Source organism: Nonomuraea sp. NPDC003709, from assembly GCF_040610775.1.
GTDB lineage: Bacteria > Actinomycetota > Actinomycetes > Streptosporangiales > Streptosporangiaceae > Nonomuraea > Nonomuraea angiospora_A.
In genome coordinates, this window is the sequence record NZ_JBEXMW010000025.1 from 81,965 (window position 1) to 101,709 (window position 19,745).

General features: G+C 68.4%; 15 protein-coding genes and 1 pseudogene. 13 read left to right on the top strand and 3 right to left on the bottom strand.

Going from position 1 to position 19,745, the window contains the following annotated elements; genetic code table 11:
• Positions 1–18: 18 nt before the first annotated feature.
• The gene (locus ABZX61_RS51195) at positions 19–1,494 is read right to left on the bottom strand and encodes a polysaccharide deacetylase family protein (RefSeq protein ID WP_355206702.1); all 1,476 of its coding nucleotides are present in this window, start codon (positions 1,492–1,494) and stop codon (positions 19–21) included.
• 176 nt (positions 1,495–1,670) lie between these two features.
• Between ABZX61_RS51195 and ndhC the strand changes: the two genes are divergently transcribed.
• The 5 genes from ndhC to ABZX61_RS51220 all read left to right on the top strand — a co-directional run bounded on the left by ndhC (position 1,671) and on the right by ABZX61_RS51220 (position 5,834).
• The gene (gene ndhC, locus ABZX61_RS51200) at positions 1,671–2,042 is read left to right on the top strand and encodes an NADH-quinone oxidoreductase subunit A (protein WP_350733559.1); all 372 of its coding nucleotides are present in this window, start codon (positions 1,671–1,673) and stop codon (positions 2,040–2,042) included.
• A gap of 480 nt (positions 2,043–2,522) precedes the next feature.
• A complete protein-coding gene (locus tag ABZX61_RS51205; protein WP_225965718.1) occupies positions 2,523–2,990 on the top strand; it encodes an NADH-quinone oxidoreductase subunit B in 468 nt (155 codons plus the stop codon).
• Between the two features lie 356 nt (positions 2,991–3,346).
• On the top strand, positions 3,347–3,877 hold the full coding sequence (locus ABZX61_RS51210; RefSeq protein ID WP_355206707.1) for an NADH-quinone oxidoreductase subunit C: 531 nt from the start codon (positions 3,347–3,349) through the stop codon (positions 3,875–3,877).
• Complete coding sequence (gene nuoH / locus ABZX61_RS51215) at positions 3,870–4,811, top strand: NADH-quinone oxidoreductase subunit NuoH (protein ID WP_355206710.1); 942 nt, start codon at positions 3,870–3,872, stop codon at positions 4,809–4,811. The genes ABZX61_RS51210 and nuoH overlap by 8 nt, the downstream gene beginning before the upstream one ends.
• Positions 4,812–4,874: 63 nt before the next feature.
• Positions 4,875–5,834, top strand: coding sequence for a hypothetical protein (locus ABZX61_RS51220; RefSeq protein WP_355206713.1), 960 nt, complete (start codon positions 4,875–4,877; stop codon positions 5,832–5,834).
• 422 nt (positions 5,835–6,256) lie between these two features.
• Here ABZX61_RS51220 and ABZX61_RS51225 read toward each other — a convergent pair whose 3' ends face one another.
• Positions 6,257–7,684, bottom strand: a complete 1,428-nt coding sequence (locus tag ABZX61_RS51225) for a protein kinase (protein ID WP_355206716.1) — start codon at positions 7,682–7,684, stop codon at positions 6,257–6,259.
• Positions 7,685–7,847: 163 nt separating this feature from the next.
• On the opposite strand from ABZX61_RS51225, the gene ABZX61_RS51230 reads away from it, so the two are divergent.
• The 8 genes and pseudogenes from ABZX61_RS51230 to ABZX61_RS51265 all read left to right on the top strand — a co-directional run bounded on the left by ABZX61_RS51230 (position 7,848) and on the right by ABZX61_RS51265 (position 18,752).
• On the top strand, positions 7,848–9,260 hold the full coding sequence (locus ABZX61_RS51230) for a 4Fe-4S binding protein (RefSeq protein WP_355206719.1): 1,413 nt from the start codon (positions 7,848–7,850) through the stop codon (positions 9,258–9,260).
• Positions 9,257–10,051 carry an NADH-quinone oxidoreductase subunit J gene (locus ABZX61_RS51235; protein ID WP_355206722.1) on the top strand — a complete coding sequence of 265 codons (795 nt, stop codon included), beginning with the start codon at positions 9,257–9,259 and terminating at the stop codon, positions 10,049–10,051. Before ABZX61_RS51230 ends, ABZX61_RS51235 begins: the two co-directional genes overlap by 4 nt.
• Positions 10,051–10,353: pseudogene (gene nuoK, locus ABZX61_RS51240) on the top strand (NADH-quinone oxidoreductase subunit NuoK); the annotation flags it as partial. The gene ABZX61_RS51235 and the pseudogene nuoK, both read left to right, overlap by 1 nt.
• A gap of 362 nt (positions 10,354–10,715) precedes the next feature.
• On the top strand, positions 10,716–12,812 hold the full coding sequence (locus ABZX61_RS51245; protein WP_355206725.1) for an NADH-quinone oxidoreductase subunit L: 2,097 nt from the start codon (positions 10,716–10,718) through the stop codon (positions 12,810–12,812).
• A gap of 43 nt (positions 12,813–12,855) precedes the next feature.
• Positions 12,856–14,700, top strand: a complete 1,845-nt coding sequence (locus tag ABZX61_RS51250; protein WP_355206983.1) for an NADH-quinone oxidoreductase subunit M — start codon at positions 12,856–12,858, stop codon at positions 14,698–14,700.
• Positions 14,697–16,283 (top strand): NADH-quinone oxidoreductase subunit N, encoded by a 1,587-nt coding sequence (locus ABZX61_RS51255; protein ID WP_355206728.1) that lies wholly within the window; start codon positions 14,697–14,699, stop codon positions 16,281–16,283. Before ABZX61_RS51250 ends, ABZX61_RS51255 begins: the two co-directional genes overlap by 4 nt.
• 129 nt (positions 16,284–16,412) lie before the next feature.
• On the top strand, positions 16,413–17,264 hold the full coding sequence (gene htpX, locus ABZX61_RS51260; protein WP_350733572.1) for a zinc metalloprotease HtpX: 852 nt from the start codon (positions 16,413–16,415) through the stop codon (positions 17,262–17,264).
• Between the two features lie 3 nt (positions 17,265–17,267).
• The gene (locus tag ABZX61_RS51265) at positions 17,268–18,752 is read left to right on the top strand and encodes a hypothetical protein (protein ID WP_355206731.1); all 1,485 of its coding nucleotides are present in this window, start codon (positions 17,268–17,270) and stop codon (positions 18,750–18,752) included.
• Here ABZX61_RS51265 and ABZX61_RS51270 read toward each other — a convergent pair.
• Positions 18,727–19,200 (bottom strand): NUDIX domain-containing protein, encoded by a 474-nt coding sequence (locus tag ABZX61_RS51270; protein WP_355206734.1) that lies wholly within the window; start codon positions 19,198–19,200, stop codon positions 18,727–18,729. The two genes, ABZX61_RS51265 and ABZX61_RS51270, sit on opposite strands and share 26 nt — an antisense overlap.
• Between the last annotated feature and the right edge of the window lie 545 nt (positions 19,201–19,745).

Consider the following 19,745-nt stretch of genomic DNA (forward strand, 5'->3'; position numbering starts at 1 on the left):
GTCCCCCCAATACGTGTCCTACGTCAGGGGGCGCTTACCCGGCAGCTCGCTCCCCGACCGGTACAGGTGTCCGGCCTGCATCCCTGCCGAGCCGTACAACTCAGGAACGGTGACGAAGCTGTAACCCTTCCCGCGCAGCCGTTTGAGGATGTCCGGAACCGCGTCAACCGTTTCCCGGTGGATGTCGTGCATGAGAATGATCGCACCTGGATGCGCCTTGCGCACGGCAAGGTCCGCGATGTCGCCCGCTTTATCTGCGAACAGATCCTTGACGTCGATGTCCCAGTCGACCAGGGCCAGCCCCAGTTCGGCCGCGACGTCGCGCACGGCCTGGCTCGCGGTCCCGTACGGCGTGCGCGCGAGCGCCGGCCGCTGCCCGATGGCGGTCGAGACGGCATCTTCAGTGCGCGCGAGCGAGTCGGTGATCCGGCTCGTCGCCTGTTTCGAGAGGTCCTTGTGGTCCCACGTATGGTTGCCGACGAGGTGCCCTTCGGCGCTCATCCTCTTGACCAGCGCGGGCTGGGCGGCGGCGTTGGAGCCGACCACGAAGAACGTCGCCCTCGCCTGGCCTTTCCGCAAGATGTCCAGCAATTTGGCGGTATAGGGCCCGGGGCCGTCGTCGAACGTCAGCGCCACGCACTTGGCCTTGGCGCAGTTCACGGTCCCCGCCCGGTTGCTGGCGGCCTGCGGGCTCTCCGTGGGCGCCGTTTCGGGCCGCCGGATCGGAGCCCTCCTGGCCGCCTCCCGCACGCTGTCCTGTACCCGCCGCCCGAACTCGGACAGCAGCGGACGTACCCGCTCCGCCGGGATCGCCACGGCGAGCCGCCCCAGCGAGCACGGCCCGATCTGGCAGTCGTCGAACTCGACCACCAGATCCCCGCCCCGGTTGAACGCCATCGAGTCGAACCGGTCGCCTCCGGCGCTGACCTCTTCCCGCTCGACCTGCGACCCGCGCCCCTTGAACTGCTCCCGCACCAGCTGGGCGAGCTGCCGCAGGGCGTGCTCGCCGTCGAGCAGCCCGGCCGACTCCGCCACCTTGCCGCTGCGCCGGTCGAACCAGTACGTACGCGTGGAGTAGGCCCAGCCCGCGCCCTGGAACTCGCCCGTCCGCAGCCGTACCGCGATCGCCTGGGGGGAGGCGGCGGCGAGCTGCCAGTCCACGTTCAGCTCGGGCCGCGAGGAGGCGGCGCGGCCTTTGGTCCGCCCGCCGAAGTCCCGCCACTTCCGCTCGGCCTCGGCGCGCAGGGCGCGGTTGAGCGCGGGGGCCTTCTGGAACTCGGGGTAGCTGATGTGCACATATCGGCTGCCGGTGTAGTGGTCGTCGGTGAGCGTCCTGGTGGACAGGCCGGCAACGGCCGCCGGGTCGACAAAGTCGATCATCGTCGGCTCTGCCGGGACCACGACGTCCCTCTCGGGGGTGGCGGCCGCCAGATCGCAGGCGGTCGCCGAGAGGGCCAGCAGAGCGATTCCGGAAAAGAATCGCAATTTGTGCATGAATGTCAGGGTATGTTGCTGATCTTACTATTTACCCCGTCTTGACGTGATCACCACCGAGCCTTTGACCGGCACGGGTACCTGGCGGGCGCTGATGCCTTCTGGGTCGGGGTTTGTGGCGGATTCCTGAGCTTTGACCAGGTTCGTGATGGGGATTCCGGGTTACGATCTCACTCATGGAGGGCTACTTCGGGTCCTACGTGCTCGTCGCCGCACTGCTCGCCATCGGCGTCGCCATCGTGGCCGGCGCCCTGATGGCCAACCGCCTCCTCCGCCCGACCCGCCCGACTCCGGAGAAACTGACCACGTATGAGTGCGGGGTCGACCCGGTCGGGGAGGGGTGGGCGCAGTCGCAGGTCCGCTACTACGTCTTCACTTACCTGTATGTGGTGTTCGCGGTGGACGCCGTCTTCCTGTTCCCCTGGGCCACGATCTTCGACACGCCTGGCTATGGGTTGACGACGCTCGTGGAGATGTTCGTCTTCCTGGGCTTCATCGCCCTCGGCATCCTGTACGCCTGGCGCAAACGCGTACTCACCTGGACCTAACCCACCCCAGCTGCACCTTCACCTGCACCGCGTCTTCACCTTCACCTGCACCTTCGTCTGCGCTCGCACCTGCACCTTCACCTGCGTCTTCACCTGAACCGTGCCTTCACCTGCACCCTCAGCTTCGCCTCCACTCTCGCCTTCGCCACACCCTCACCTTCACCCCCGACTCGTCTTCACCTCCGCCTTCGCCCCGCGTCTTCGCCCCGCGCCCCGCGTCTTCGCCTGACCTCGCCTTCGCCCTCACCCTCACCCTCAGCTTCGCCTCTGTCCCCGCTGAGTTCCCACCTGCGCCCCGCTCGCCCCGCCCCGCTCGCCGCTCCTCCTCTCACCGCTCACCGATCCCAAGAAGTCCCCAACCACCCCCCAACCGAAGATTCCTTTGCCTGACCTGCGATCCGCGCAAGAATGGTCAACATGGCAGCAACAGACCTCCCGATGCCCACCGTGGGCCCGATCTCCAGGTTGGCGCCCAAGCCGATGCGCTTCGTGCTCAACTGGGGCCGGCGCTACTCACTGTGGGTGTTCAACTTCGGGCTGGCCTGCTGCGCCATCGAGTTCATCGCGACCTCGATGAGCAGGCACGACTTCATCAGGTTCGGCGTGATCCCGTTCGCGAACGGCCCGCGCCAGGCCGACCTGATGATCGTCTCCGGCACGGTCACCGACAAGATGGCCCCGGCCGTCAAGCGGCTCTACGAGCAGATGCCCGACCCCAAATATGTGATCTCGTTCGGCGCCTGCTCCAACTCCGGCGGCCCCTACTGGGACTCCTACTGCGTGACCAACGGTGTGGACCAGATCATCCCCGTTGACGTGTACGTCCCCGGCTGCCCGCCCCGCCCTGAGGCTCTCCTGTACGGGATCATGAAGCTCCAAGAGAAGATCGCCGACGAGAAGCTCAGCGACCGGTACGTATGGTCCCGCTCCCACGGGGAGGACGCGTGACCACCGAGGGAACCCCGGACCGACCGGACAACACCCCCGACCCCTCGAACGCCTCCAACCCCCACGACCAGCAGCCACCCGAGCGGCCCGAAACCCGCCCACCCACACAGCCGTCCGAGGGGCCTGGAACTCGCCCATCCGAGCAGCCCGGGACGCGCCCACCTGCACAGCCGCCCGAGCAGCCCGGGACTCTTCCATCCGCACAACCGTCCGAGGGGCCCGAAACTCGTCCGCCCGCACGGCCGTCCGAGGGGCCCGAAACCCGCCCGTCCACCCAGCCGACGGACGACGGCACCCAGCAGTCGACACCGCATCAACCCCCCGACACCACTGGCCTCCCTGGCGGTCTCACCCAGGTGGAGGCCCGGTTCGGGGACCGCGCCGAGATCTCCGAGTCCTACGGCGACACCACGATCGACGTGGCCCCCGCCGACTGGATCGAGCTCCTGACGTTCGTCCGGGACGACCTCGGCTACGCGTTCTTCGACTGGTTGACCGGCGTGGACGACCCGCCGGAGGCCTTCCTCGTCGTGGCCCACGTCTACAACCTGACCGCCGGAGCACGCCTGCTCCTCCGCACCCGCGTACCCCGCGAAGACCCCCACCTCCCCACCGCGGTAGGCGTCTACCGGGGCGCGAACTGGCACGAGCGCGAGACGTACGAGATGTTCGGCGTGATCTTCGACGATCACCCCTACCTCGTGCCCCTCCTCCTGCCCGACGGGTTCGAGGGCCACCCGCTCCGCAAGGATTTCATTCTCGCCGCCCGCGTGGCCAAGCCGTGGCCCGGCGCCAAGGAGCCCGGCGAATCGGGACATGGCGCACCGAGCCGCCGCAAGACACTTCCGCCAGGAGTTCCAGCCGACTGGGGGCCGCCCGATGCTTGAAGTGGTGCTGAGCTTCGCCGTCATCCTCATCGTGTTCCTGGTTCTACCGCTGATCGTCGGCCAGACCGAGCACAAGGTCATGGCTCACATGCAGTCGCGGTTGGGCCCCATGTACGCGGGTCGTTTCCACGGTTGGGCGCAGCTCATCGCCGACGGGGTGAAGTTCGCGCAGAAGGAGGACGTCATCCCGGCCGCGGCCGACCGCCGCATTTTCATGATCGCCCCCGGCGTGGCGCTCGTCCCGTACCTCGTCGTACTGATCGCCATCCCCATCGACCGGGACCGCGTGGCCGTGAACCTCGACCTCGGCCTCTTCTTCGTCCTCGCCGTCATGGGCGTCGGCGTCCTCGGCTCGATCATGGCCGGGTGGGCCTCGGCCAACAAATACTCGGTGCTCGGCGGGATGCGTTCGGCCGCCCAGCTCATGTCGTACGAGCTGCCGCTGGTCCTGGCGGCCTCCTCCGTCGCCATGGCCGCGGGCACGCTGTCGATCCCCGGCATCGTCGAGGCGTGGCAATGGTGGTGGCTGCCGTGGCAGGCCGTCGGCGGTGTCGTCTTCTTCCTGGCGGGGCTCGCCGAACTGCGCCGCCCCCCGTTCGACATGCCGATCGCGGAGTCCGAGATCATCATGGGCCCGATGACCGAGTACACAGGCATGCGCTTCGCGCTGTTCATGCTCTCCGAGTACGTCGGGATCGTGGTCCTGTCGTTCCTGACCACCGTTCTGTTCCTGGGCGGCTGGCACGGCCCGTTCCTCCCCGGCTGGCTGTGGACTCTGATCAAGGTCTTCGCGCTGTCGTTCGTGGTGATCTGGCTGCGCGTCACGTTCCCCCGGCTGCGCGAGGACCAGCTGCAAAAGCTCGCCTGGGCCATCCTGGTCCCCCTGGCCCTTGGCCAACTGGCCCTGACCGGCATCATCAAGGTTCTCGTCTAGAGCAGAAACTTTAGGTTCGCTTTATTCGTCGTACCTGGGCAGGGGGCCTTTGGGGGTATGACTATGGACCATCTCGTCCCGATCTCAGGCGCGACAAAGGGCGAACTCCGCCCGGAAACCGTTCTGACATCACACGACCGAACCTTGGTCGTCACCGACGTTGCTTCAGACCATTCCGTACGCGTGACACCTGCGAGCCTCTACCACTACAACTGCGAGCAGGTCACCACCAAAACCGGCAAGCTCCAACCTGTGCAAGGCATAGCGGTCCTGGACGCGGACGGCCTGGTCCTGCTCGACCTGCCGGGCGAGTGGCACAAGCCCGACCTGGAGCTTTTCGCGCACAGGGCAGGCATCCCATTGCTGGACGCCCGCTCCTACCCTCCGGCCCGTGTACGCGCGGTCCTGGCAAGCCGCGCCCCCGGCTGGCAACGTTTACGCGGCCTCCGACCGTTATTCCCGCGCAAATGGCACAAGCCGGTGGCCATTTGCGCGGGAATCGCAGGCTTGGCCGTCATGGCTTACCTCGCGTCTCTGGGAATGTGGGCCGCCTGGCGCGCTGTCTCGTCAATGGGCCGGTTCCTCCTGGAAATGTTCGAATCCAAATGGCTGATGGTCGCCTTCAGCCCCGCGCTGCTGGTCTTACGCCCCGTCTTCGGACGAATAGCCCGCTGGCGGGCGCGCAGAGGCACCCTCCTGCCCTCAGCAGGCCGCGGACCGGACCTCAAAGCAAACTCCTCCGGCACGCTCCAGATCTTCCATGGCACGGAGGTCACGGCCACCCGGCGAATCGGAGCATCCCCGCGCGAAGCCTTCAGCCTGCTCCTCTATCAGTACGACGGCCTCACCGGCCTCTTCATCCTCGACGTAACCGGCAGCCCCCTCCACCACCTCCCGGGCCGCTGGCTCCCCGAACACGCCCACGCCTTCACCAAGCGCCACAACCTCTCCCTCGCCATACACCGCATCTCACGCGAGGAGTACCTCAACCTCACCAGAGCCGCCAAAGAAGCCACCCCCTGACAACCCCGGAACAGCAGCGCCCACCCACGCACCCGAGCCAACCCATTGGCGGACACCCACGATCAGCAGTGGTCACCCCCACTGACAACACGCCTGGAGCCCAACCGGTTGAACGGCCTGCCGCGGTTGAGGATCCGCCCGGTTTCGGCGGCGCCCAACCAGCCTGAGTGCTAATCACCATCAACGACGTCAACAACAGCGCCAACACCCCCCGGACCAGCAGCGCCTGCCCATGTCGAAGGCGCGCCGGGCAATCAACGACGCCAACGCACCCGGGCCAGAGGCGGCAGCGGCCAACGGCGCCGAGAACACCGGCAGATCAACCCCAACTGCTCACCCCGCACGCCCGCCCAAGCCGCCAAGCGCGTCACACCGCAACCCATCCCTCCCACGACCAGGAGGCCGCCCTGGGCGGCAACAACTCACTGCACGATCGCCAGCATCACATCAGACGCCGAAGGCCGATCCTCAGGCCGCTTGTTAAGACAAGACCCCACAACTCCCCGTAAAGCAGGCGACAGCGGCGACAGGTCCGGATGCAGCGTGAGCACCCGGTTGAACACAGCAGGCACGGTGTCCTCCCCGAAGGCAGGCCGCCCCGTAGCCGCAAACATGATCGTCACAGCCCAGCTGAACACATCGGAAGCCGGCCCCACAGCCTCCCCGGTCAGCTGCTCAGGCGACATGTACGGCGGCGTCCCGACCATCTTCCCCGACGTCATCGTCACCTGGTCCAGTGCCCGGGCGATCCCGAAGTCGATCACCCGAGGCCCGTCGTTCCCGATCAGCACATTGCTCGGCTTGAAGTCACGATGCACGATCCCCGCCTTGTGGATAGCCGCCAACGCTCCGGCTGTGGATAACGCCAGCCTGGTCAGACTGTCCTCATCGCGCGGCCCGTGTTTCTTGACGAGCTGCTCCAGCGAGGGCCCCTCCACGTATTCGCTGACAATGTAGGCGTGCTGCCCGGAGATGTTCACGTCGAGCACACGGGCTGTGGAAAACGTCGCCACCCGCCGCGCCGCGTCGACCTCCCGCGCGAACCTGGCCCGCGCCATCTCATCGACGAGATCGTGCAGCACCTTCACGGCCACCCGCGTCCCGTTGGGCGCCATGGCCAGGTAAACCGCCCCCTGCCCACCGCGCCCGAGCGACTGGAGCACCCGATAGTGCCCAATCCACTCAGGCTCTCCAGGGCGCCGCGGGCGCGACTCGGGCTCGGTCGTACGCCGCCGGTAGTTCTCGCCACGTCCGGGACGTGGCGGATGGGTGTCGGCGGAGTCGGTACGCCGCTGGTACGTCTCGGCCGAGGCGGGACGCGGCCGGTGCGTCTCGGCGGAGGCGGGACGCGGCCGGTGCGCCTCAGCAGGGCCGGGACGCCGCTGATAGGGGCCGGGCTCCCGATGCCCATGCTGATGGGAGGGCGAGGTCGTCCTCTGGTGCAGATTCGTGTGCGTCGGATGCACCGGCCTCCGGAGCCGCGCCCGCACCATGGTCGGCACCAGGATTCCCGAGTGAATGGCCCCGCCGAGCCAGCTGACGAACAGCCCCAACGAGACCAGCACGGACAGCGGCTGCGGAATGTCTTCGAAGGTTTCGTACGCCAGCGCCGAGATCACGAACGACCCGATGCAGACCAGGTAGGCGGACGCCGCGAAGACCTGCCAGATGCTCCGCAGCCAGAACGCGGCGAACCCGATGGTGAACGGGGTCGCCAGCCCGCACGTGAACAGGGGCAGGCAGGCCCAGACGACGGCGGCCGCCCACGCCCCGCCACCGGGACGGACCTGATGGCTCTGCTGCATGGCCGAGAGACTATCGCCCCGGCACGGTTCATACCGGGCATGCACACAGCTTGTGGATAACTCCCCGTCAACCTGTGGACGGCTGTGGAAAACCGGGGACCCTGTCCCCATTCATTTGCCTGCGGGACCAATTGCGTCATGATATTGAAGCATGGGGCGGATACCAGGAGTCGGACTGGCAAAGGGGCTGTCCATCACCCTTCGCCACATGCTGCGCAAATCGGTGACGCAGCAGTATCCCGAGGTCAAGCCTGCCCTCCCGCCCCGCAGCCGCGGCGTGATCGCCCTGGTCGAGGAGAACTGCACCTCTTGCATGCTCTGTGCCCGAGAGTGCCCCGACTGGTGCATCTACATCGACTCCCACAAGGAGACGATCCCGGCCCCCGAGGGCGGCCGCCCCCGCCAGCGGAACGTCCTCGACCGCTTCGCCATCGACTTCAGCCTGTGCATGTACTGCGGGATATGCATCGAGGTCTGCCCGTTCGACGCTCTCTTCTGGTCTCCGGAGTTCGAGTACGCGGAAGGCGACATCCGCAACCTCATCCATGAGAAGGACAAGCTGGCCGCCTGGACCCAGACCGTCCCCCCGCCTCCGGCTCACGACCCGGGCGCCGAGCCCCCGAAGGAACTCACGGCCGCCCCTCGCCGTCCCGCCGCCCGTACGGCACGCACAGCGGAACCACCCCAGCGCGGAGGTACGGCAGCCAGCCCCTTCCCGGACGCACAGAAGACCCGGCCGGCAGCGGGAACAAGCGAGACGCGCCCCACCTCCGTAGCACCGGACGCAGGGCCCACAACCGCAGCAAAAAGCCCGCAGCCCACAACCAGAGCAGAGCGCTCAGCAGGCGCCCCCGGAACAACATCCGAAGCAAGCCTGCCCGGAACAACGTCCGAGGCAAGCGTCTCCAGAACAGCGCCCGAAGCCGACGTTTCCGGAGCAACGCCTGAAGTCGTCCCATCCGGGACGATGCCCGGAACTGGCGCATCCGGGACGATTCCCGAATCCAGCACCCTAGGCACGGCCCCCGACACCTCAGCGACGACGCCCACGCCCGACGCCCAGGACGGGGAGCCCACTGCGGGCACGCCCGGATCAGGCCCGGCGACCGCTCCGTCACGCACGCCAGGCGGACGCCCACGCCGACCCATCCAGAACGTACGGGGGATCCGTCCTCCAGGCGCCCTCCCATCCCGCGCTCAGGACGACACCTCTGAGCCGAATGCCGACGTGCCGCGCTCCGCCCTCCCCCCGGAAGAGGGCCAGACGACCGCATCTCGCCCCGCAGGAGAAGGCGAGACGGCCGCAGCCCCCGCAACGAAGGACGACGACCCGACGACCAGCGCGCCCTCCCCAACGGCGGCCACTACCTCGCCCCCCACGGAAGACGGCGAGACTGGTCCCTCCGCGGAGGAGCCACCCCAGGGACAGGCTTCATCCACAGGGCAGTCGTCCTCAGAAAAGTTGTCCACAGCCTCGGGCGGCCCGCAACCGAAGCCCGAGCCGGAGGAGCAAACTTCTGCCGCGAGCCCTCGCAGGCGCAGGATGGCCGATCCACGGTCCATCCGACCGCCCGGGCGGCTCGGTCCTGACGAGACAAGGGAGTCCGAGGAGGAGTCGTGACCGAGGCGGTGCCCTCCTACCTGTCACCCACCGGGCAAGAGATCGTCTTCTTGCTGCTGGGCGCGGTAGCGGTTGGATCGGCGCTGCTTGTCGTCACGACCAAACAACTCGTCCACGCCGCCCTCTGGCTCGTGGTGTCCTTCGGCGCCCTGGCGGGCTGTTATCTCGTGCTGACCGCCGAGTTCGTGGCCTGGGTCCAGGTGCTGATCTATGTGGGCGCGGTGGTGGTGCTGCTGCTGTTCGGCATCATGCTCACCCGGGCTCCCATCGGCCGCTCCACAGACCTGGACAGCGGCAACCGCCTGGTCGCAGCCCTGGTGGCGGTGGCGACCGCGGCCATTCTCGTCACGGTGGTGATCGACGGATTCCACGCCGCCTACACACCGTTGACCCCAGGCCAGGGAGCCGCGAAGGAGCTGGGCGCCAGTGTGTTCGCCACCTGGGTGCTGCCGTTCGAGGCGCTGTCCGTGCTCCTGCTCGCCGCCCTGATCGGCGCCATCGTCCTGTCCCGTACGGACATCCCCGGCGGCGCGCCGTCCGCTCATACCGGGAGCAACGCCCCACCCGACGAGACGAGCTCGCCGACGGAAAGGGACTCGGCACCTCGGCGGGTCGGAGGTCACTCGGCCGGGGAGGATGCGCATACGGGGGATAGGTCACCATCCACCCGGAGCGGGGAAAGCTCGCCCGCCCGGCCGGAGACCAGCCCATCACCCCCCGACACCCGGGACAACTCGGTGCCCGACCGGACCGGGGGTAATCTGCCGCCCGATCAGACCGGGGGTCATTAGTGCACATCGTCTACCCGGCCGTGGTCTCTGCCCTCCTGTTCTCCATCGGCGTCTATGGCGTGCTCGTCCGCCGCAACACGATCCTCGTGCTGATGTCGGTCGAGCTGATGCTCAACGCCGTCAACCTCAACCTGGTGGCGTTCGACGTGTGGCTGGCCGACCGCCTGCACAGCGGCCAGGTCCTCACCCTGTTCGTCATCGTCATTGCGGCCGCCGAGGTGGGCCTGGGCCTCGCGATCGTGCTGGCGCTGTACCGCAACCGCCGCACCGTCGACATCGACCACCTCCGCGACCTCGCCGAACCCACCGACGAGCCCACAGAGACGCCGGCGATCGCGGGCACTCCCGACCGGCCCGCCGTCGCCGCGCGCTCAGCAACGACACCGGTACGAGGCCACGCCATCGCCCCGGAACACCCACCTGACCCCGCCGCGTCCGATCCGACCGCCTCCGATCCCGCCACGCCCCCCAACATGGTTGAGCCCACCGAAGGCCGTCCACCCGCCACCGCCGAGCCCAACGAGCACCGCCACACCCAGCCGGCTCAGGCACCCCAGACAGCATCAGACCACTCGGACGGGACAAGCGAGGCGGATCGGTCAGGGAAGGCGGAGACCGAAGGCGGTCGTGGGGACGAGCAGCCCGCCAAGCGAGGTGGCACGCTGTGACGACATTCCCGCTCATCGCCGTGCTCCTGCCCTTCGTCGCCGCCGCGGCAGGGCTCCTGCTCTCCCGCTGGCCCCACCAGCGCTTCACCGCCCCCTCCAGCACAGGAGGGCCCAAGACACCCAGCCCAGGCGCCCCAGCCGGCAGCCTCGGGACGACGACACCCGCCTCCAAGACCACGACGTCCACCCCAAAGGCCACAACCCCGGCCCTCGAAACCGCGACCTCCGCGATAGAGGCCACAACGCCCGAGCGCGAAGCCAAGACAGCCGAGACAGCTGCGGCAACCAGAGCGGCGGCCCAGCGTGCCAACACCCGGGCAGCCTGGATCGCGATCCTCCCGACCACGCTCTCAGCGATCCTGGCAGGCTGGCTGGCCTGGGGCCCGGGCGTCGCCTACCTGCAGGGCGCGACCACCTCCCCACCCACAGGCCAGACGTACGGCACCATCGTCACCGGCGGCGTCCCGATCACGCTCACCCTCCAGGCCGACAACCTGTCGAGCATCCTCGGCGTCCTGGTCACCCTCGTCGCCCTGGCCGTACAGGTCTACTCCGTCGGCTACCTCAAGGACGACCCGCGCTACCCCTCTTACAGCGCGTTCATCAGCCTGTTCACCAGTGCCATGCTCCTGGTGATCTACGCGGGCGACCTCCTGGTCCTCTATGTGGGCTGGGAGATCATGGGCCTCTGCTCGTACCTCCTCATCGGCCACTGGTGGGAAGACCGGAGCAATTCCCGCGCGGCGGTCAAGGCGTTCCTCGTCACCCGTCTGGGCGACGTCGGCTTCCTCTTCGGCATCTTTGTGCTCGGCCTCGCGGCGGGAAGTTTCCGCATCACAGACGTGCTGGGCAAAGTGCCGGAGATGTCCGTGGCCACGCTCGTGACCGCCACGATGCTCCTGCTGGCCGGTGTGGCGGGGAAGAGCGCCCAGGTCCCGCTGCACACGTGGCTCCCTGACGCCATGGCGGGCCCCACGCCGATCAGCGCCCTGATCCACGCCGCCACCATGGTCGCCGCCGGGATCTTCATCGTGGCCAGGCTGTTCCCCGCGTTCCTCGCGGCCCGGCCCACGCTCGACGTGCTGGCCGTCGTCGCGGCCCTGGGCATGCTGGGTTCGGCGCTGGCCGCGTTGGCCCAGGACGATCTGAAACGCGTGCTCGCCTACTCCACGATCAGCCAGCTCGCGTACATGGCAGGCGGCCTGGCCGCGGGCTCCGACACGGCGGCCATCTTCCACCTGCTGACGCACGGCGCGTTCAAGGCTCTGCTGTTCCTGTGCGCGGGTGCGGTGATCCACCACGTCGGCTCCAACCTGATGACCCAGATGGGCGGCCTGCGGCGCGAACTGCCGGTGACGTTCGTGACGATGACGATAGGTTTCGCCGCCTTGATGGGCATCCCTCCGGCCAGCGGCTTCTTCAGCAAGGACGGCATCCTGCTGGCCATGGACCGCGCACTGTCCACCGGTGGCCTGACGGACGCGGCCGCGCTCCTCCTGTACGGCTGCGCGCTCGCGACCGTGGCCGTCACCGGCGCGTACGCCACCAGAGCCTGGCTACGCACGTTCTTCGGCCAGGCGCGGGCCGTGGCGCTCCCCGAGCCGGAGCCGGGCACGGCCCATGTCGTGGACGTCACCGAGGCCCCCCGCACGATGCTCGTTCCTGTCGTCGTCCTCGCCGTCCCCGCCCTGCTGCTGGGCTTCGCGGGGGAGCTGCACCTGGACCTCGGCGTGGCCGCCGTCAGTGTCGTGCTCGCCGCACTCGGCGCCGGGACGGTGTACGCGTTCTGGCGCATCGATCCCATCGCCGACCCGGCCCGCCTGCTGGGGCCGTTGCGCGGGCCGTGCGAGCGGGCGTTCTCCGTGGACGGCCTCTACGCCGCGCTGTTCGTACGCCCGGTCCTGGCCCTGGCCAGGCTGGTGGTGCGGACGGACGACGTGGTCGTGGACGGGGCGGTGCGCGCGTCCGGCAGGTCGGCGCGCGGATTGTCCGGACTGCTGCGACTGGCCCAGAACGGCAATGTCCAGCTCTACGTGAGCGGCGTGCTGGCCGGTGTCCTGCTGATCGCGGTGGGGGCGGTGGTGTTCGCATGACGGCCCGGTATCGCCTCGGCGCAGAGGTGGTGGTGTTCGCATGATGGCCTGGCTCTCTGTCGCGCTGCTGGCCGTGCCGCTGCTCGGCGCCCTCCTGCTCCTCCTCGCGCCGAACCGGCTCCGGCCGTTGCTGCACACGTACGGACTGACCCTGTCCGGCCTGACGATGGCACTGGCCGTGCTGATGGCCGCGACGTTCGACTACTCACGTGGCGCGCGGCCGCAGTTCGAGGTCGATCAGGCGTGGATCCCCGGGCTCGGACTCCGCTTCCACCTCGGCGTCGACGGGATCTCACTGCCGCTGATCGTGCTGACGGCGCTGCTGACGTTCCTGTGCTTCGTCTACCTGTGCTGGGGCGACGCGCGGAGGGGGTTCGTGGGGGCGCGGCCGAGGGCACTGGTGTTCACGCTGCTGGTGCTCGAAGTGGGCATGGTCGGTACGTTCCTCGCTCTCGACCTGCTGCTCTTCTTCGTGTTCTTCGAGATCGTCCTCATCCCGATGTACTTCTTGATCGGCATCTGGGGCGGAGAGGGCCGCCGGGCGGCGTCGGTCAAGTTCATCCTGTACACGCTGCTCGGCTCGGTCGTGATGCTGCTCGGCCTGCTGCTCGTCTGGGCGCAGACCGGCACGCTCGACATCGAGGCCCTGAGCGCGGCCCACGGTGCCGGTATAGCGAGGTCTGTGCAGATCGTGGCGTTCGTGGCGATCGGCATTGGCCTGGCGGTGAAGACCCCCATGTGGCCTTTGCACACCTGGCTGCCCGACGCCCACACCGAGGCTCCCACCGCCGGCTCGGTGCTGCTCGCCGGGGTGCTGCTGAAGATGGGCACGTACGGTTTCGCCAGGATCGCCATCCCCATCCTCCCCGAGGGCGCGATGGCGGTGGCTCCGTGGCTCGGTGCGTTCGCCGTGGTGGGCATCATTTATGGCGCTCTGGCCTGCCTCGCCCAGCGTGACCTCAAACGCATGATCGCCTACTCGTCCGTCGGCCACATGGGCTTCGTCCTGCTGGGGTTCGCCACGCTGACCCCGGTCGGCATCAACGGCGCCCTTTTCGCGAACGTCGCCCACGGCCTCATCACCGGCCTGCTGTTCTTCCTGGCCGGGGCGATCAAGGACCGCTACCACACCGCCGACATGCCTTCCCTGGGCGGCGGCATGCTGGCGACGCTGCCGAGGCTGGGCTCGGTGCTCACCTTCGCGTCGATCGCCTCGCTGGGGCTGCCGGGGCTGGCCGGATTCTGGGGGGAGATGCTGGCGCTGTTCGGGGCCTTCCAGCCGGCGAACGGGCTGCCCCGCGCGCTGTTCGTGACGTACATGGCGATCGGAGGGCTGGGGGCGGTCCTGACGGCCGCGTACTTCCTGGTCATGCTGTCCCGCGTGACCCACGGTCGCCCCCGCATGGACGAGCGGGAAGGCGTCACACCGGACGAGCGTCCCGTCGTACCTCTCGGTTCGACGGCAAGACGCTCGGCGACGGCCACCCTGGACCCGCCCCCGAGACCGGAGCCCTACAGCGGCCAGAACAAGCCTCCAAGCGCCACCGAACCCAGCACGCCTCCGGACCATGCCGCACCGTCCGGTGACGACGCGTACCTGGAAGATGCCGGACCCTTGAGCGGCGGCACGCTCTCAGACCACGTCCGACCGTCCAGCGGTGACGCGCGCCTGGAAGATGCCGGAGCCGTGAGCGGCGGCACCCTCCCGGGCGGCCCTCAGCGGGTTACAAGCGCGCCCCGGCAGCAGGCGCCAGATGACATCAGGAGTTACGAGCTACTGGCATGGACACCGCTGGTAGCCCTGATCCTGCTCTTCGGGCTCTGGCCCGGCCTCCTCCTGTCGCTCACCACACCGGCCGTGCAGACCCTGCTGGGAGCCGTCTCATGATCCAGCAGATCGACTACTTCGTGATCGCGCCCCCGCTGGCGCTGGCCCTGGTGGCCGGTCTGGTGCTGCTGCTGGACGCCTTCCTCCCGGCCCGCCCCCGTACGAAGCCCGTGCTGGGGCTCGTCACGCTGGCAGGCGTCCTGGTCGCGCTGGCCTTCGTCGTCGCCCAGGCGATCAGGGGCGGCCCGCCGCGATCGACCTTCTGCGTCCCGGCCGACCTCGCCGGTCCCACCCGGCTGTGCTCCTTCGTGGCGGACGGCTTCACGCTGGTGTTCGCGGGCGTGGTGCTGGTCGCGGCCGTGGTGGTCGTGCTGATGTCGATGACCGAGCTGGCGGCCGGCGGCATCCCGGTGGGTGAGTGGTACTTCCTCCTCCTTTGCACCCTCGTCGGCGCGGTGACCCTGCCCGCCTCCCGAGACCTGATCATGCTCGTGGTGGCGCTCGAGCTGGTCTCGCTCCCGGTCTTCGCCCTCACCGCCATGAAGCGCTACGACGGCCGAGCCTCCGAGGCCGCCGTGAAGCTCTTCGTGGTTTCGGTGGTGTCGACGGCCGTCATGCTGTTCGGCGTCTCGCTGCTGTACGGCATCGCGGGCACGGTCTACCTGTCCCGCCTCGCGGCCGTGTTCAGCGGTCAGGCCCCGGCGCCGGGGTTGGCGGAGACCACGACCCTCGCGACGGTCCAGGGTCTGCCCGCCGTTGTCTCGGTCGGAGTCGTGCTCGTCGTGGCGGGGTTCGCCTTCAAGATCGCCGCGGTGCCGTTCCACTCCTGGGCGGCCGACGTCTATCAGGGCGCCCCGGTCCCCGTGGCCGCGCTGCTCTCGGTGATCTCCAAGGCGGCGGGGTTCGCCGGGTTGATCCTCGTACTGGTCGCCGGATTGTCCGGGCAGGCCGCCACCTGGGCGCCCATTGTCGGGATCATCGCCGCGCTGACCATGACCGCGGGCAACCTGCTCGCCATGCGCCAACGCTCCGCCGTACGCCTGCTGGCCTGGTCCTCCGTCGCGCAGTCCGGCTACATCCTGGCGCCGCTGGCGGTGGCGGCCCAGGGCATAACCCTTCGGCCCGCCAGGGGACCCGGCACATACCCAGCCGGAACCGGGGTCGGCGCGGTCAGCACTTCCATGGCGTACCTGGTCATCTACGCCGCCATGAACCTCGGCGCGTTCGCGGTGGTCCTGCTCGTCTCCAGGACCGCCACCCGCAACGAGCTCGACGACTACCGGGGCCTGGCGTTCCGGCGCCCCGCGGCGGGGCTCGCGCTGGCGTTCTGCCTGGTCTGCCTGGCCGGCCTGCCACCGGGCCTGGCCGGGCTCTTCGCCAAGGTGTTCGTCTTCCGCGAGATCGTGGAGGGCGGCTCGGGCTGGCTTGCCCTGATCATGGCCGTCAACACCGTGATCGGCCTCTACTACTACGCCGTCTGGACCGCGCGCCTCTTCACCCCTCCCACGGCACCGGTCCTCGTCCGGCACCGCCCGACGCCCACGACGTGGCTGGCCATCGGCCTGGCCCTGGCAGTGGCCGTGCTGTTCTCGATCGCCCCCCAACTGGTCCTGGACATGACCGCACTGTCCGCCTTCGGTTGAGAGACGGCCGTGGGTAAGAAGAAAGTCGCGCTCCGCCCGCAGCTGAGCACGCCGGGGAGCGGCTGGGGAACGAAGCACCGGGTCGTGGTCGTTGGAGGAGGTGAACCCAGACCACGAAGGGGGGAAACCTTGCACCACAACGGTCTGCGCACGGCCATCCTGCTGGGCGGCCTGTCGGCGCTGATTGTCGCGGTGGGCGCGTGGTTGGGCGGCGGAGCCGGTGCGCAGATCGCGCTCGTGCTCGCCCTGGCGAGCAACGGAGTCGCCTATTTCTTCTCCGACCGCATCGCCCTGTCGGCCATGCGTGCCAGGCCGGTCAGCGAGGTGGAGCAGCCCACGCTCTACCGGATCGTGCGAGAGCTCTCCACTGAGGCTCGCCAGCCGATGCCGCGCCTGTACATCTCGCCGACGGTGCAGCCGAACGCGTTCGCGACCGGCAGAAGCCCTCGCCAGGCCGCGGTGTGCGTGACGTACGGCCTGACCAAGCTGCTCGACGAGGCCGAGCTGCGCGGAGTGATCGGGCATGAGCTGTCACACGTGTACAACCGGGACATCCTCATCTCCTCCGTAGCCGGCGCGCTGGCCACGATGATCACCTGGATCAGTTACGTGGCCGTGTTCTTCGGTGGCTCGGACGACGACGAGGGGCCGGGCTTCGTGGGCGCGCTGCTGATGATGGTGCTCGGACCGGTGGCGGCCGGGATGGTGCAGATGGCGATCTCCCGGACGAGAGAGTTCCAGGCCGACGAATCGGGTGCCAGGCTCACGGGCGACCCGCTCGCCCTGGCCTCGGCGCTCCGCAAGATCGAGATGGGTGCCCGCAGGCTTCCGCTCCCCGAGAACAGCCGCCTCACCTCGGCCTCCCACATGATGATCGCGAACCCGTTCAGCGGCTCGGGCTTCGGCCGGCTGTTCTCCACGCATCCGCCCACGTCCGAGCGGGTCGCCCGCCTCGAGCGGATGGCCGGCTACCGCCGCTGACCCATGGGCCGATTAACCAAGGCGGAGCGGAGGCTCTGGAACGCGTTCCCCACCGGCCAGACCGTCGAGCTGGGCCCGTTCAAGATCGGTCCGTTCCGTACGGCCGGCGCGAACGCCCCCACGGACGGCCACACGTGGGGGCCCGAACGCTCGATCAGAGCCGAAGTGATCGCCCAGTTGCTCCTCGGCGCCCGCGACACCGGCACCGGCTCGGTCCCGGCGGTACGTCTGCGCGGCGCCCGGATCACCGGCCGGCTCACGATCGTCGGCGGCACGATCCCGTACGAACTCAGCCTGATCGGCTGCCATCTGGATGAACCCATCCGCTTCACCGACTCCAACACCCGCACCGTACGCCTGACCGACTGCCGCCTCCCGGGCCTCAGCGGCGGCGGCCTGCGGGTGGCCGGGCACCTCAGCCTGTCCGGCTCGAACATCACCGGCACCGTCCGCCTGAACCGGGCCCAGTTCGAGAGCGGGCTGTGGCTGGGTGGGACCAAGATGACGGCCGACGACGACGAGGGATGGGCGCTCTACGCGAACGCCGTCGTCGTGGACTCCGGCACGTACCTGCGCAACGCCGACTTCACCGGAGCAATCGGTCTGGTCGGCGCCCGCCTCAACGGCGGACTCTTCCTGGACGGCGCAACCCTCCGCAATCCCGGCAGCCAGGCCCTCATCGCCGACAACATGGTCGTCGAGGACACCATGCGCTGCACCGACGGATTCCTGGCACTGGGCTGCGTACGATTACGCGGAGCGCGAATCAACGGGACACTCTCGCTCAACGGGATCATCCGAAGCCCGGACACCCGCTACGCCCTCCACGCAAGCCACATGGAGATCCGCGAGCTCTATCTGAAGCCCGCAAAGCCCATCGAAGGCGTCGTCACCCTCGCACACACCACCGTCGGCACGCTGCACGACAATCCAGACACCTGGCCCGAGAAATTACGCCTGAACGGCCTGACCTACGACCGCCTGCGCGGCTCCGGCGTAACCCGCCGAATCGACTGGGTGACCCGGGATCCGGAGGGGTTCAGGCCGCAGCCGTACGAGCAACTCGCCGCGTGGTTCCTCAGCGACGGAAACGACGCGCTCGCCCGGCGCACCCAACTCGCCAAACTTCGAGCCCGCCGGCAGACCCAGGGCCTCGGTAGCCGGGCGTGGGGGCGGCTGCTCGACGTCGCGGTCGGGTACGGCTACCGCCCCTGGCTGGCGGGCATGTGGTTCGCCTTGCTGCTGGCGATCGGGACGGTCGTCTTCGCCATCAGCCCCCCAAGAGCGCTCAAACCCTCCGAGAGCCCCGATTTCAACGCCTTCGCCTACACCTTCGACCTCCTGCTCCCGATCCCCGCATTCGGGCAACGAGAGCTGTTCGACCCGGGTGGGTGGACGCAGTGGCTCGCGTACGGACTGATCGTCTCCGGCTGGATCCTGGCCACGGCGCTGATCGCCGGCGCTACGCGGATCCTCCGCCCTCAGTGACCTGGCGCAGGATGGACGCGAGATCCGTCGGGAAGAAGGTCTCCTCCGTGCTCTCGAGCTCCTCCGCGCTCCACCACCGGTAAGCCGTCGTCGTGTCCTTCTCGGTCTGCTCCATGTGATCGAACGACACGACCGCACCGGCCCCCACCCAGATCGCGAAGAACGTCTGATCCTGCGTGACGGCGTACTCGGACCAGTTGAACTCGATCACGCTGTTCCCGTACGGCCCGCTGAGCTCGTCCGCATTCGCCCGGATCCCGACCTCCTCGAACAACTCCCGCGCCGCCGCCTCCTGCAACGTCTCGCCATCCTCCGCCGCCCCGCCGATCGTGAACCAGAACGGCTCATCGGGCCTGGCCGGGTCAAAGCCGTGGAGAAGGAGGACCCGATCTTGATCATCAATGGGCAGGGCACGCGCCGTAAAGCGGCGCAGGGGGATCTTCGTCACGTTTACTGAGCTTACGATCGAGCTGTCGAGAAGGCGTCCTTCTATGTCCACTGTTCCACCTTTGCGGCAGAGGGAGTACTCCCTTGTGGTTGACTTCATCCATGGTCTCATTGAGTGAGGAATCAGTGACGGCCAGTTCCCCAACCTGCCGATGGGCGCCCGTAGTCAGGCAGTGGTTCTTTCGCACCGGTGCCTAGATTTCTTTTCCCCGGGAGGAGGATCGAACTCCCATGGTGCGCGTCGGCGAAGGACTCCGGCCAGCGAAAACGGGTCAAGGCGACGGATCGGAAAGACCAGGTGCCGCGTCGACGATCGACACAAGCACGAGATCTCGGATAGATGCTTCAACGAGCCAAGAAGACATCAAACGCGGAGACTTCGCCAGCACCTTATTGGTGGCGGTACCGGAGCCGTCCCTGCCCGCCGGCCGCGCGCCGATCTGGACGAAACGGCAGCTGATTGAAGGCTCCGGTGCGGATGCGGGTGGGAGCGTAAGTGGAACTTCCCGGAGCGGTATGGGTGCTGGCAGGCGATCTACGGGCCGA

Bases quoted from the DNA above. Each gene is read 5' to 3' on its own strand.
- ABZX61_RS51195 (WP_355206702.1), bottom strand. From the start codon at position 1,494: ATGCACAAATTGCGATTCTTTTCCGGAATCGCTCTGCTGGCCCTCTCG.
- ndhC (WP_350733559.1), top strand. From the start codon at position 1,671: ATGGAGGGCTACTTCGGGTCCTACGTGCTCGTCGCCGCACTGCTCGCC.
- ABZX61_RS51205 (WP_225965718.1), top strand. From the start codon at position 2,523: ATGCGCTTCGTGCTCAACTGGGGCCGGCGCTACTCACTGTGGGTGTTC.
- nuoH (WP_355206710.1), top strand. From the start codon at position 3,870: ATGCTTGAAGTGGTGCTGAGCTTCGCCGTCATCCTCATCGTGTTCCTG.
- ABZX61_RS51220 (WP_355206713.1), top strand. From the start codon at position 4,875: ATGGACCATCTCGTCCCGATCTCAGGCGCGACAAAGGGCGAACTCCGC.
- ABZX61_RS51230 (WP_355206719.1), top strand. From the start codon at position 7,848: ATGCTGCGCAAATCGGTGACGCAGCAGTATCCCGAGGTCAAGCCTGCC.
- ABZX61_RS51250 (WP_355206983.1), top strand. From the start codon at position 12,856: ATGGCCTGGCTCTCTGTCGCGCTGCTGGCCGTGCCGCTGCTCGGCGCC.
- ABZX61_RS51255 (WP_355206728.1), top strand. From the start codon at position 14,697: ATGATCCAGCAGATCGACTACTTCGTGATCGCGCCCCCGCTGGCGCTG.
- ABZX61_RS51265 (WP_355206731.1), top strand. From the start codon at position 17,268: ATGGGCCGATTAACCAAGGCGGAGCGGAGGCTCTGGAACGCGTTCCCC.